Origin of the sequence: Streptococcus sp. 9.1(2021) (assembly GCF_030466425.1) — a bacterium.
Taxonomy (GTDB): domain Bacteria; phylum Bacillota; class Bacilli; order Lactobacillales; family Streptococcaceae; genus Streptococcus; species Streptococcus wuxiensis.
The window spans coordinates 106,526-120,085 of sequence record NZ_JAGQFU010000002.1 but is presented as its reverse complement, the minus strand read 5'-3'; the positions used below and the strand labels follow the sequence as shown (position 1 = coordinate 120,085).

Annotated in this window: 18 protein-coding genes; all 18 read left to right on the top strand. The window is 38.0% G+C overall.

Translation table 11 applies throughout. The annotated features are described in order from the left end of the window. Window positions 1-7: 7 nt before the first annotated feature. On the top strand, window positions 8-604 hold the full coding sequence (gene recR / locus KBU52_RS06310; protein ID WP_000966747.1) for a recombination mediator RecR: 597 nt from the start codon (window positions 8-10) through the stop codon (window positions 602-604). 165 nt (window positions 605-769) lie between these two features. Beyond that, window positions 770-1,813, top strand: a complete 1,044-nt coding sequence (locus KBU52_RS06305) for a D-alanine--D-alanine ligase (protein WP_070460371.1) — start codon at window positions 770-772, stop codon at window positions 1,811-1,813. Window positions 1,814-1,866: 53 nt separating this feature from the next. Further along, window positions 1,867-3,240, top strand: coding sequence for a UDP-N-acetylmuramoyl-tripeptide--D-alanyl-D-alanine ligase (murF, locus tag KBU52_RS06300; protein ID WP_254724822.1), 1,374 nt, complete (start codon window positions 1,867-1,869; stop codon window positions 3,238-3,240). Beyond that, window positions 3,227-3,838, top strand: a complete 612-nt coding sequence (locus KBU52_RS06295; RefSeq protein ID WP_254724821.1) for an NUDIX hydrolase N-terminal domain-containing protein — start codon at window positions 3,227-3,229, stop codon at window positions 3,836-3,838. The genes murF and KBU52_RS06295 overlap by 14 nt, the downstream gene beginning before the upstream one ends. A 122-nt stretch (window positions 3,839-3,960) precedes the next feature. Further along, window positions 3,961-4,668: a TIGR02206 family membrane protein gene (locus KBU52_RS06290; protein WP_006149437.1), complete on the top strand. Its 708-nt coding sequence runs from the start codon at window positions 3,961-3,963 to the stop codon at window positions 4,666-4,668. A gap of 158 nt (window positions 4,669-4,826) precedes the next feature. Beyond that, a complete protein-coding gene (gene rplM, locus KBU52_RS06285; protein ID WP_002876943.1) occupies window positions 4,827-5,273 on the top strand; it encodes a 50S ribosomal protein L13 in 447 nt (148 codons plus the stop codon). Window positions 5,274-5,291: 18 nt separating this feature from the next. Continuing rightward, complete coding sequence (gene rpsI, locus KBU52_RS06280; protein ID WP_000075969.1) at window positions 5,292-5,684, top strand: 30S ribosomal protein S9; 393 nt, start codon at window positions 5,292-5,294, stop codon at window positions 5,682-5,684. A 353-nt stretch (window positions 5,685-6,037) separates the two neighbouring features. Continuing rightward, window positions 6,038-6,340, top strand: coding sequence for a TMEM175 family protein (locus KBU52_RS06275; protein WP_004240734.1), 303 nt, complete (start codon window positions 6,038-6,040; stop codon window positions 6,338-6,340). Further along, window positions 6,265-6,606: a hypothetical protein gene (locus KBU52_RS06270; protein ID WP_000397556.1), complete on the top strand. Its 342-nt coding sequence runs from the start codon at window positions 6,265-6,267 to the stop codon at window positions 6,604-6,606. The genes KBU52_RS06275 and KBU52_RS06270 overlap by 76 nt, the downstream gene beginning before the upstream one ends. A 13-nt stretch (window positions 6,607-6,619) precedes the next feature. Further along, window positions 6,620-6,943: a potassium channel family protein gene (locus tag KBU52_RS06265; protein WP_001253404.1), complete on the top strand. Its 324-nt coding sequence runs from the start codon at window positions 6,620-6,622 to the stop codon at window positions 6,941-6,943. After that, window positions 6,940-7,989, top strand: a complete 1,050-nt coding sequence (locus KBU52_RS06260) for a DUF389 domain-containing protein (protein ID WP_000126416.1) — start codon at window positions 6,940-6,942, stop codon at window positions 7,987-7,989. Before KBU52_RS06265 ends, KBU52_RS06260 begins: the two co-directional genes overlap by 4 nt. A 477-nt stretch (window positions 7,990-8,466) precedes the next feature. After that, on the top strand, window positions 8,467-9,069 hold the full coding sequence (locus KBU52_RS06255; protein ID WP_255260894.1) for a transposase: 603 nt from the start codon (window positions 8,467-8,469) through the stop codon (window positions 9,067-9,069). Between the two features lie 180 nt (window positions 9,070-9,249). After that, a complete protein-coding gene (locus KBU52_RS06250) occupies window positions 9,250-9,528 on the top strand; it encodes a DUF6110 family protein (RefSeq protein WP_002893755.1) in 279 nt (92 codons plus the stop codon). Between the two features lies 1 nt (window position 9,529). Then, complete coding sequence (locus tag KBU52_RS06245) at window positions 9,530-11,593, top strand: heavy metal translocating P-type ATPase (protein ID WP_002893754.1); 2,064 nt, start codon at window positions 9,530-9,532, stop codon at window positions 11,591-11,593. 299 nt (window positions 11,594-11,892) lie between these two features. Continuing rightward, window positions 11,893-12,507, top strand: a complete 615-nt coding sequence (locus KBU52_RS06240) for a CadD family cadmium resistance transporter (protein WP_021154423.1) — start codon at window positions 11,893-11,895, stop codon at window positions 12,505-12,507. Between the two features lie 11 nt (window positions 12,508-12,518). Further along, on the top strand, window positions 12,519-12,857 hold the full coding sequence (gene cadX, locus KBU52_RS06235; protein WP_000711078.1) for a Cd(II)/Zn(II)-sensing metalloregulatory transcriptional regulator CadX: 339 nt from the start codon (window positions 12,519-12,521) through the stop codon (window positions 12,855-12,857). Between the two features lie 43 nt (window positions 12,858-12,900). Further along, complete coding sequence (locus tag KBU52_RS06230) at window positions 12,901-13,035, top strand: hypothetical protein (protein ID WP_000667627.1); 135 nt, start codon at window positions 12,901-12,903, stop codon at window positions 13,033-13,035. Window positions 13,036-13,104: 69 nt separating this feature from the next. Continuing rightward, window positions 13,105-13,389 carry a hypothetical protein gene (locus KBU52_RS06225; protein WP_014334291.1) on the top strand — a complete coding sequence of 95 codons (285 nt, stop codon included), beginning with the start codon at window positions 13,105-13,107 and terminating at the stop codon, window positions 13,387-13,389. Window positions 13,390-13,560: the final 171 nt, after the last annotated feature.

The window sequence follows — 13,560 nt, the reverse complement described above, 5'->3', positions numbered from 1 at the left end:
GGAAGCCATGCTTTACCCAACACCTATAGCTAAGCTGATTGACAGTTATTCTAAACTTCCAGGTATCGGGATTAAGACAGCTACCCGACTGGCCTTTTATACCATTGGGATGTCGGATGACGATGTCAATGAATTTGCAAAAAATCTTCTTGCAGCCAAGCGAGAATTGACCTATTGCTCTATTTGTGGACGCTTGACAGATGATGACCCTTGTTCTATCTGTACCGATCCTAGCCGTGACCAGTCTACGATTCTGGTTCTGGAGGATAGCCGAGATGTTGCTGCTATGGAAAATATCCAGGAATATCACGGACTTTACCATGTTTTACACGGTTTGATTTCCCCTATGAATGGGATTAGTCCCGACGATATCAATCTGAAAAGTCTCATGACTCGCCTCATGGATAGCGAAGTTTCAGAGGTTATCGTAGCCACCAATGCAACAGCAGATGGTGAGGCGACCTCCATGTATATCTCTCGACTACTTAAACCCGCGGGGATTAAGGTTACTCGTCTAGCAAGAGGTCTAGCAGTCGGAGCTGATATCGAATATGCGGACGAAGTAACGCTCCTAAGAGCTATTGAAAATCGTACCGAACTTTAGTCTGTAAGGATATCGAACAGGCAATTAGTTAGCAGATAAGACTTTAAGAAATCAAGAGACTGGATTTATTTTTAATCCAGTCTCTTTTGTGCTATTCAAGTTTAAAAAAATAAACAAATGTGATATACTAAAAAGCGAGTATTCTAGTAGAAATAGGACAATCATATGAAACAAACAATTATTCTATTATATGGTGGACGCAGTGCAGAGCGTGAAGTGTCTGTATTGTCAGCTGAGAGTGTCATGCGTGCGGTTAACTATGACCGTTTTGAAGTCAAAACTTTCTTTATCAGCCAGTCTGGTGATTTTATCAAAACCCAAGAATTTACCCAAACTCCTGGCCAAGATGAACGTCTCATGACCAATGAAACGATTGATTGGGACAAGAAAATTGCTCCAAGTGCCATCTACGAAGAAGGTGCAGTTGTTTTTCCAGTTCTTCATGGACCTATGGGAGAAGACGGTTCCGTTCAAGGTTTCCTAGAAGTCTTGAAAATGCCTTATGTCGGTTGCAACATCTTGTCTTCAAGCCTTGCTATGGACAAAATCACGACTAAACGTGTCTTGGAATCTGCTGGGATTGCCCAAGTCCCTTATGTAGCCATCGTTGAAGGGGATGACTTGGCTTCTAAGATTGCAGAAGTTGAAGAAAAATTAACCTATCCAGTCTTTACTAAACCATCCAATATGGGTTCTAGTGTTGGTATTTCTAAGTCTGAAAATAAAGAGGAACTCCATCAAGCTCTCGAACTCGCCTTTAAATATGATAGCCGTGTCTTGGTAGAGCAAGGCGTCAATGCGCGTGAAATCGAAGTTGGGCTTTTAGGAAACTATGATGTCAAGAGCACTCTACCTGGTGAAGTTGTCAAGGACGTAGCCTTCTATGACTATGAAGCCAAATACATCGATAACAAGATTACGATGGATATTCCAGCTAAGATTAGTGATGATGTAGTAGCAGTCATGCGTAAAAATGCAGAAGCTGCCTTCCGTGCTATTGGCGGGCTTGGTCTCTCACGTTGTGATTTCTTCTATACAGATAAGGGAGAAGTTTTCCTAAATGAGCTCAATACCATGCCAGGATTTACCCAGTGGTCTATGTATCCCTTGCTCTGGGACAATATGGGGATTAGCTATCCAGAACTAATCGAGCGTTTGGTGGAGCTTGCTAAAGAAAGCTTTAACAAGCGTGAAGCGCACCTGTTGTAAAGATAGCTATAAGGGCGGGGCAAGACTCCCTGCCCCTTTTTAAAGGAGTAAACATGAAACTTACGATTCACGAAGTTGCGCGTGTTGTCGGTGCAAAAAATGATGTGACAAGCTATGCGGACAGTCCACTAGTTAAGGCAGAGTTTGATAGTCGTTTGATTGGACCTGGTGATCTATTTGTGCCACTCAAGGGGGCGCGTGATGGTCATGACTTTATCGAGACAGCATTTGAAAACGGCGCTGCTGTAACCCTGTCAGAGAAGGAAGTGGTAGATCATCCTTACATTTTAGTAGAGGATGTTTTGACAGCCTTTCAAGCTCTTGCAGCCTATTACCTTCAAAAGACAGGAGTAGATGTCTTTGCTGTTACAGGTTCAAATGGGAAGACAACGACCAAGGATATGTTGGCTCATTTGCTTTCTACAAGCTACAAAACCTACAAAACGCAAGGAAATTACAATAACGAGATTGGACTACCTTATACAGTTCTCCATATGCCGGATGATACTGAGAAGTTAGTCTTGGAAATGGGACAGGATCACTTGGGAGATATTCATCTTTTGTCTGAACTGGCTCATCCGAAAACAGCTATTGTGACTCTGGTCGGAGAAGCACATTTGGCCTTCTTCAAGGACCGTTCTGAGATTGCCAAAGGTAAATTACAGATTGCTGATGGAATGGAGAAAGGTAGCTTACTTTTGGCGCCAGCTGATCCCATTGTAGAGGATTATCTACCTGCTGACCAAAAAGTAGTTCGTTTTGGTCCGGGTGCAGAACTCGAAATTACAGACTTAATTGAGCGCAAGGATAGCTTGACTTTCAAGGCTAATTTCTTGGAGAAATCCTTTGATTTACCAGTAACAGGTAAGTACAATGCGACTAATGCTATGATTGCTTCTTATGTTGCCCTGCAAGAAGGAGTGACTGAGGAGCAGATTGCTCAAGCCTTCCAGGATCTAGAATTGACCCGCAATCGTACCGAGTGGAAAAAGGCTGCCAATGGAGCAGACATCTTATCAGATGTTTACAATGCCAACCCAACAGCCATGAAGTTGATTTTAGAAACTTTCTCTGCTATCCCAGCTAATGAAGGTGGTAAGAAAATCGCAGTTCTGGCGGACATGAAAGAACTTGGAGACCAGTCTGTTCAACTTCATAATCAAATGATTTTGAGCCTGTCACCAGATGTCCTTGATACCGTTATTTTCTACGGTGAAGATATCGCTGCCCTAGCCCAATTAGCCAGTCAAATGTTCCCCATCGGCCATGTTTACTACTTCAAGAAAACAGCTGAGGAAGACCAATTTGAAGCCATGGTCAAGCAGGTCAAGGAAAGTCTTGGTGCACATGACCAGATTCTGCTTAAAGGTTCGAATTCTATGAATCTAGCTAAGCTAGTAGAAAGTTTAGAAAATGAGTGCAACTGATTTTGCTAAGAATATACAGAGGATGTTGGCTATCACTGATACTGGTTTGACCTATACAAAGGACCCCTTTGACCGTGAACGTTATGAGGATTTACGTCAGATTTTATGGAGCCTATTACAGGATCAAACAGAGCTCAATCAAGAGGAATTGACTGCGATCTTAAAACCAACAGCTAGCTATGCAACTCCCTTGATGGATGTGCGAGCTTGGATTGTTCAAGACCAGAAGATTTGTTTGGTTAGAGGACAAGGAGAGGATACTTGGGCCTTACCTGGTGGCTTTGGTGAGGTAGGCTATTCTCCCAAGGAAAATATCCGAAAAGAAGTTCAGGAAGAAACAGGATTTACGGCAGAAGTAGGCTCTTTATTGGCAGTTTTTGATACCAACCGCTTTCAACTTCAGAACAAGCAGTATGCAAAGTTCGTCTTTGACTGTCAGTTATTAGATGGACAATTTCAAGAAAATCAAGAAGTTGCTGAATTAGGATTTTTTGACATTTCGGCTCTCCCTCCCTTATCTGAAAAAAGAATAACCAAGGAACAAATGGATATTCTATGGCAGGTTTATCAGGGTGAGCGGGAACAATATATTGATTAGAAGCTTTGCTTTATCTTAAGGCCGATAGCTTCTTTGGAACACAAAATTATAAGAAATAAATGTAAGCTAGGATCTATAGAGACAAGTAAGAGAATGGCTTATATGGAAATGAGGAAAATTATATGAATGTTTGGGATGCTTTATTTACCACCCAGGCGACGGAGCCACCCCAATTTGGATTTACTTGGTACGCAAGTACATTTGCCTTACTGTTTTTGACAATTTATCTTGCTTATCGCTATCGTGATAATAAGGTTTGTCAACGATTCTTCCAGATTATACAGGCAATACAGTTAATCTCGCTATACAGCTGGTATTGGATTAATCAGTTCCCGCTGTCAGAAAGCTTGCCTTTTTATCATTGCCGATTAGCCATGTTTGTAGTTCTCTTGCTTCCAGGTGTTTCAAAAACCAAACAATATTTTGCTTTGCTTGGAACCTTCGGGACGATTGCAGCCTTTGTTTATCCAATCCCAGACGCTTACTCTTTCCCACACATCGTTATTTTGTCCTTTATTTTCGGACATCTAGCCCTTCTTGGAAATTCCTTGATTTATCTTTTAAACAACTACGATGCACGTCTCTTGGATTTTAAAGGTATTCTTATACTGACCTCTTTACTCAATGGTTTGATTTTTATAGTCAATTTATTGACGGGTGGAGATTACGGTTTTATGACAAAACCACCATTGGTGGGAGATCATGGTCTTGTGGTTAATTATATCATTGTCACTCTATTTTTGACTTGTGCTATTTTCCTCTTCTCTAAAGGTTTTCAAGTCATCACTCAGGAGAAGGCAGAAAGAAGATTAAAAATCTGGCAGAAATAAAAAATATTTTCCCAACCGCTTGACTTTTATCTGAGAGTTTTGATACAATAGTAGGCGGTATTGTTTACCCCATTTGTAAGGCCCCGGAACCTTTCAAATACCCTGCGGACCGGAACATCCGCCCTGTAAACAAAAACGACATTCATATAGGAGAAATCATGAACAAAACTACATTCATGGCTAAACCAGGCCAAGTAGAACGCAAATGGTACGTTGTTGACGCAACTGATGTACCTCTTGGACGCCTTTCAGCAGTTGTTGCTAGCGTACTTCGCGGAAAAAACAAACCAACATTCACACCACACACTGATACAGGTGACTTCGTAATCGTTATCAATGCTGAAAAAGTTAAATTAACTGGTAAAAAAGCAACTGATAAGATCTACTACACTCACTCAAACCACCCAGGTGGATTGAAATCAATCTCTGCTGGTGAACTTCGTTCTAAAAATGCAGTTCGTTTGATCGAGAAATCAGTTAAAGGTATGCTTCCACACAATACTCTTGGACGCGCTCAAGGTATGAAATTGAAAGTATTCGTTGGAGCTGAGCACACTCACGCTGCACAACAACCAGAAGTTCTTGATATTTCAGGACTTATCTAAGGAAAGGAACAATAAAGTATGTCACAAGCACAATATGCAGGTACTGGACGTCGTAAAAACGCTGTTGCACGCGTTCGCCTTGTTCCAGGAACTGGTAAAATCACTGTTAACAAAAAAGATGTTGAAGAGTACATCCCACACGCTGACCTTCGTTTGGTCATCAACCAACCATTCGCAGTTACTTCAACTGTAGGTTCATACGACGTTTTCGTTAACGTTGTAGGTGGTGGATACGCTGGTCAAGCAGGAGCTATCCGTCACGGTATCGCTCGTGCCCTTCTTCAAGTAGACCCAGACTTCCGCGATTCATTGAAACGCGCAGGACTTCTTACACGTGACTCACGTAAAGTTGAGCGTAAGAAACCAGGCTTGAAAAAAGCTCGTAAAGCATCACAATTTAGTAAACGTTAAAACTTATTTAAACTTATTGAAAGTATTTCGTATCAAAAATACGGGATGCTTTTTCTGTTCACCCCAAATTTTTGTAACTAGGTGATACTTGAAATTAATACAAATTTGGTTGTTTTTGATAAATCTAAGCAACACTAAATGATGAAGTGAAAGGGGATGAATCTTTGATAGTATTCATTTATTGTGAAATATGATATATTTATTAATTAGATGGATGAATACTTCTAGAGTTAAATATAGCATAATAGGGACAGACTTTTTGGTTTATTTTTGTTTGTAGTCGGATTATGAAAGAATATCCAATATTATGCGATAAGATAGAATGTTACAAAAAAGAAAGGGGATGCAATCCGATGAAGAAAGACAGATTAATTGTATTGACAGATGCTGTTCTAGCAATTATTATGACCATCTTGATTTTAGAGTTAGAAAAACCAACAACACCAAGTCTTGAAGCTTTTTGGGATTTACGGCAAAATTTCTTTGCTTGTTTTCTTTCCTTTTTCTGGTTGGGATCGTTATGGATGGCACTAAACACATTATGGGAAAAGGTTGAGAAAATTTCCTCAGAAATTATTTGGTGGAATTTGTTTCTACTCTTGGAGCGGCAGGAGTTCTCTTTGGAGAATTTCATGCCATCCAAGATACCAGTCTGAATGATGTGGTGGACCGGATCTATATAAATGTCAAGGATTTACCGTTTCAGTCCTTGGGAGCTTTAGCTAATATCCTGTCTGATGTTAAGAAGGGACTGATTCAAGACAGTCATATCTGGTCTTTCTTCCAGTCATTTTTCAAACAATATCAGTTGATAATCAGCTTAAATCAGATCTATCAGTTTGTCTATCTTTCTCTGATGGAGATCATGTCCTATCTTCACTTTGATTATTGGAAAAAACGGCTCGGTCAGGAGCTAGTATGAATAAGGAGAACAAATGAGACGTTTAAAAATGTTATGGCATATTATACAGGTTACGGGTTTTACTCGGTTTGCTCTGAGTTTTGTGACCTTTGTTTTTGGGTCAGGAGGCGTGCTTTTCCTAGTTGAACCTGCTATCACAAATTACGGAGACGGTCTTTGGTATGCTTTTGTGACTTCGACGACTGTCGGCTACGGGGATCTCCTAGCTGTGACCTTGATTGGAAGGATTACCAGTGTCTTCTTGACGATTTATGGGCTCATATTTTTTGGCTGTTTATCAGCTGTTATTATTAATTATTATACCGATTTAAATAAGGAAAGAGGAGAGGACAAATGACTGCCAATTATTCAACACGGGAATACCGTGAGAAATTATACGATGACCTTCATGTTCGATTGAGAGATACAGCGATTTTGATGTGTGCAATTTTTATTGCCTCTATCGGTCTAAATATGAATTCAACAGCTGTTATTATTGGAGCCATGTTAATTTCACCTCTCATGACACCGATTGTTGGACTGGGATTCGGTTTAGCTATTTTTGATACGCGTTTAATCAAGCAATCTCTAGAGGTTTTATTGACTCAAGTGTTGGTCAGTTTGCTTGTCTCGACTCTGTATTTCTGGATTTCTCCCTTGTCTTATGCAAGTAGCGAGTTGATCGCACGAACCTCTCCAACCATTTGGGATGTTCTCATTGCTATTGCTGGTGGGATTGCTGGTGTGATCGGTTCAAGGAAAAAAGAAGCAAACAATATCGTGCCAGGAGTAGCCATTGCTACAGCTTTGATGCCGCCTATCTGTACTGCTGGCTATGGTTTAGCTAATGGGAATGTACGATTTTTATTGGGGGCTCTCTATCTTTTCTTGATCAACTGTGTCTTTATCATGCTAGCCAACATTGTTGGAACAAGAATTTTGATGAGAAAATCTCCTTTAACTTCATTTAAAGAGCTGAGCATTAAAATGAGAATTGGCTTGATTTCTTTGATTGTATTGTTGATTCTTCCAGCTAGCTATTCGGCAGTTACTCTGACAATAGAACAAGCGCGCAAAGAAGGGATCAAACAGTTTGTAGGAAAAGAGTTCGCCAATTATACGGTTATTAATCAAGTCTACAAGTCAAGTAACAATGAATTGGTCTTGACGGTTGTTGGAGATCCGATTTCAGAAGAAGAATTAGAAACACTCCACCAAAAACAAGCCTCTTACGGTATTCAATCTGTTCAATTGAAAGTGAATCAAGTTCAGAACTCGCCAACATTAGATAGTGAAGCGACCAAGGAATTTTATGAAAACATTGACAAGTATATTGATCAAAAACTCTCTGAAAAAGATTCACAAAACGATCTCGTAAAAGAAAATGAAGCAGACAAGGATTGAGGACAATGAACTGAATCGGTTTTTACGCCGTGTTTTTCTTGTATCTTCCTCTTTCTTACTTATAGCAGGTTGTTTTTGCTTGAATAAGAAATAAATTAGAAGTTCTATCATCTAAGAAAAATGATGAACAAAAAATCATTTAACTAATGGTGTGAACGTTTAGTGTTTATCAGCTCCATTCTCTGTAATTTTGGGGGTAAAATCCACACCATTCGGATAAAATTAGTTGAATTTGATTGGAAAAAAGCTTTTATAAAAGCGGAGAAAAGTCTTGATATTACGCTGTTTTTAGTCCAACTGAAATTCATACTTTCCAAACCAGGCTTGAAAAAGGCCCGTAAAGCATCACAATTTAGTAAACGTTAATTCGTTACTGGACAGCAGAATACAAACGAAAACACTTTGCATCTTGCAAGGTGTTTTTTTCTATGAGAACTGGCGGTGCGCAATTAGGATAGCTCTAGCGACTTTAGTCGCATAGAGATATGCTATGCACAGTTGCCTCAAGAAAACAATGCTTCTTGGTCCACCCTGTTAGACAAGCTTCAAAACCAAGGAATCCAACAGATTTCTCTTGTAGTTACAGATGGCTTTAAGGGGCTTGAGCAGATTATCAGTCAGGCTCACCCATTAGCTAAACAACAATGTTGCTTAATTCATATTAGTCGAAATCTAGCTAGTAAAGTGAAACGAGCAGATAGAGCGGTTATTCTGGGGCAATTTATAATGATTTATCGTGCTGAAAATTTAGAAATGGCAGGACAAGCTTTAGAGGACTTTCTCGCCGAATGGAAACCAAAGTATAGGAAAGTCATGGAAAGTCTGGAGAAGACGGATAATCTTTTAACTTTTTATCAGTTTCCCTACCAGATTTGGCACAGCATGTATTCGACAAACCTCATTGAGTCTCTTAACAAAGAAATCAAACATCAAACGAAAAAGAAGGTTCTTTTTCCTAATGAGGAGGCTCTGGAACGTTACTTAGTTACGTTGTTTGAAGATTATAATTTCAAGCAAAGTCAACGAATCCATAAAGGGTTTGGTCAATGTTCTGATACACTTGAAAGCTTATTTAATTAACACTCCGTAACTCTACTTAAGTGTTTACACATAATTATTGACAGTATCAAAAAATAAAGTATATTGTTTTCATCATAATATAATTAAATATCAGTATAGAGAATTTTATCTATATATCAGATATCAGCAATTGCTTTTGCTGTCATTTTTCGCTACAATAGTTACAAGGAGGAAATAAACATGTTAAAAGAAGTATTAAACGTCGCAAAAGTTGCGAAAAAATCATCTCTCTTCTTAGGAGGGGTAGCATTTGGGACGCTTGGCTTGAAAGTCTTAGCAAGTAAAGAAGCTAAGAAAGGCTATTCTAAGGCCTTGGCTAAAGCTTACAAATTGAAAGATGGACTGGATGCATCTGTTTCTGTTGTAAAACAACACGGTGATGATGTTTTACAAGACGCTAAATATTTATACGAACAGGAAAAGAAAGAAGAACAATTAGATAGCCTGACAGGTGAATAATATGTCTTTTAAAGTGCTACACAGAGGATATCAACATATCCGATTATCGTCCTCGTTTTCACTGACCTTGGATATTCAAGATTATCTTCGTTCCTTGGCTAAAGATGAAAAAGGGATCGACTCTATTCAGTTTTATATGGATCAGCAGCACTTTACTCTACGTATGAAAGAAGGCTTCTCTGTATTAGAAAATGCAGAGGCCTTTTTAAAAAAAATTGACAAGGGGAAAGTTTCGGACTTGATGACTCTTCCCATTCGTAGAGAAGAGAGTGCTTATTCAATTGTATCGGGTGCAGCGATTAAGCGTTTGCTGTTTCGAAGTTTTGTACCCTACCCTATTCGTTATATTTGGACTTGTTATCAGGCTTTGGGTTATGTCAAAGAAGCCTATCAAACTTTAGCGCGCAAGGAACTAACCATGGAGGTCTTGGACTGTTCGGCCATTTTGTTGTCCTTGTTTATGAACCAATCCAAGACAGCTAGCAACATCATGTTTATGCTTGATTTGGGTAATCATCTGGATCAGTGGTCTTTAAAAAAAACAGCAACAGATTTGGAACAAAGCCTTCTTGCTAAAGAAAGTGATGTTTTCTTAGTGCGGGGAGACATGGTCATCAGCATCAAGAGTTCTGATGTTCAAGTAGGTGATGTATTAGTTGTCTCCCAAGGGAATGAAATCTTGTTTGACGGCCAAGTGGTTTCAGGATTAGGCATGGTCAATGAGAGTTCCTTGACTGGAGAGAGCTTCCCTGTTGAAAAGAAAGAGGGAGATTCTGTATGTGCGAATACTGTTTTGGAAACAGGAGAGTTAAGAATTCGTGTGACTGATAATCAGATAAACAGTCGTATTTTGCAACTCATCAATCTGATGAAAAAATCTGAAGAGAGTAAGAAGACAAAACAACGTCATTTTATTAGGATGGCAGACAAGGTTGTAAAATATAACTTCTTAGGTGCTGGTTTGACTTATCTGTTAACAGGTTCGTTTTCAAAAGCCATTTCCTTTTTATTGGTGGATTTTTCATGTGCTCTAAAAATATCCACACCTGTAGCCTACCTTACGGCCATAAAGGAAGGTCTAAATCGAGAAATGGTTATTAAAGATGGTGATGTATTAGAAAAATATCTGGAAGTGGATACTTTCTTGTTTGATAAAACGGGTACCATCACGACGAGTTATCCTTTGGTTGAAAAGGTTCTTCCTTTCGGAGATTATACTGAGAAAGATATTTTAAGAATAAGTGCATGTTTGGAGGAACATATCTATCATCCTATTGCCAATGCAATTGTTAAACAAGCTGAAATTGAAGGCATTGAACACGAAGAAATGCATGGCAAGCTTCAGTATGTTGCAAGCAAAGGGATTAAATCGCAAATTGATGGTCAATCGGTTGTCATTGGAAATTATGTACTAATGCAAGACGAACAGGTAAGAATTAGTTCTGAGCAGCTGGCCTTGATTGAGCAATATAAGACTCATTACAATTTATTGTTTTTGGCTTATAAGAAAGAATTAATTGGGATGTTTTGTATCCACACTCCCTTGAGAAGCGAGGCGAAAGTTGCATTGAAAAAGCTAAAGCGCCAAGGGAAAAAACTGATTCTGGCAACTGGTGATACGTTGGCTAGAACAGAAGAGTTGGTTAAAGATCTGCCATTTGACAACGTTTATACTGATTTAAAACCAGATGGTAAGTTTCAGTTGGTTCAGGAATTACAGAAAGCTGGCCGAACTATTTTGATGGTTGGAGACGGGTTAAACGACTCTGCTGCCTTGACGCTTGCAGATATTGGGGTTGTGATGAATGAAAGTGCTGATATTTCTAAGCAGATGAGTGATATTTTATTATTAGATAATCGTTTAGATTTCTTCGAGGAATTGAATTCTTTATCTGAATCGTTGCAGAAATTAATTCAAAGAAATATTCAAGAAACAGTTGTAATAAATGGAAGTTTAATTGGATTTGGGTTGTTAAATTGGTTAAGCCCATCTAATCTTTCGATATTGCACAATCTGACTACTTTAAGAATCGTCCTTCGTAGTCTTTCTATTAAAAGTAGGTAAGAGACCGAGAAGCTGAGGTTATAAAAACTAAAAGGAGTTGTCTCATTTGAGAATAACGGCTCTTTGTCAACTGTAGTGGGTTGATGGAAAATTATACCCTGGAGAGGACCAAATTGGTTCTCTCCTTTTAAATATTGAAAAAACCATTGGCAGTGGACATACTTTAAGACTATATATTTCTGAAACTAGTTTCACAATACAAATATTGACATGCAATTATTAATTGGTGGATTTTAAGTTGACATCTACAAAGTTTAATGTTAGAATACATTCAAAAATATATTTGAATAAGGTGTTTTATGATTCAAAATATTGTTACTTCAATAATCCTGTATTCTGGGACAGCCGTAGACTTACTTATTATCCTAATGTTATTTTTTGCCAAAAGAAAAAGCAGAAAGGACATCATTAACATCTATTTAGGACAATTTCTAGGCTCTGTTAGTCTAATATTCCTAAGTTTGCTTTTTGCATTTGTCTTAAATTATATTCCTAGTAAAGAGATTTTAGGTTTACTCGGTTTGATTCCAATTTTCCTAGGCCTCAAAGTTTTGCTTTTAGGAGATTCTGATGGAGAAGCTATTGCAAAAGATGGTTTGCGAAAAGACAATAAAAACCTGATTTTTCTAGTCGCTATGATTACTTTTGCAAGTTGTGGCGCTGACAATATTGGTGTCTTTGTCCCATATTTTACCACCTTAAATTTAGCGAATTTGATAGTGACTTTACTTACTTTTCTAGTCATGATTTATCTCTTGGTTTTTTCTGCCCAAAAATTAGCACAAGTCCCTTCTGTTGGAGAAACTTTGGAAAAATATAGCAGATGGTTTATTGCCGTTGTCTATTTAGGATTGGGGATGTATATCCTGATTGAAAACAACAGCTTTGACATGCTAAGGACTGTGTTCGGCTAGGAGAAAAAATTATGAAAAAAGATAGTATCTGCCAAGTGGATGTTATTAATCAACAAAATGTTACAACCGCAACGAACTACCTTGAAAAGGAAAAAGTCCAAAAATCACTTCGTATTTTATCAAAGTTTACCGATAATAAACAGATAAATATCATCTTTTATCTCCTTGCTGTTGAAGAACTCTGTGTCTGTGATATAGCCTGTTTACTAAATCTCAGTATGGCATCTGCCTCCCACCATCTTCGTAAACTAGCCAATCAAAACATCTTGGACACTAGAAGAGAGGGGAAAATTATATATTATTTTATAAAGGATGAGGAAATCAGAGATTTTTTTAATCAACTAGGATAACAACTATTTTTACTACTTTTCCATGATTATAGGGAGATTATATATGAAATTTTTTGATGAAAATTACTCACAAGAAATACCTACTCGTATCAAATGTTTAAGAAAAAAGTATAATTTAAAGCAAAGCGACCTAGGTAATGCAGGTCAAGTTAGCCAAGTTGAAAAGGAAGAAATTTGAAAGAATTTGTATCTTTTATTTTTTGTTTCATTTATGCCCTATGCTACTGGAATAGTTAGTAGTCATTTCATGAATCATACGGCACAGCTCTTTTATGGACTGATCGTTATTGTTTCAACGGTAGCAAACTGGTTTTTACATAAAGTAATTGATAAACCCAATATAGATCAGAAAGAATTACTTGAAGCTACCGCACAATATAGGAAGTTATTGATACCTGACCTAATAATTAAAGGAGTGGGATTGATTCTGTCCTTAATTCTCTATCCTCCGATTATGATGTATAGTGTTTTAATTGCGGCATTTTACATCATAACTTTAAAAACACTATCAGAAAAAAGAGTGAATAACTAAAAAACGGTGACCAAAGTTAGGTGTATTATTTTAATGCTTAGAGACCTAAACTATTCCCCTATTTTAAAAATATTGATTCAGATTTTATGAAATTAAAAAGTAGATATTGTTCAGAAAATCCTTGATATTACGCTGTTTTTAGTCCAACTGAAATCCATACTTTCCAAACCA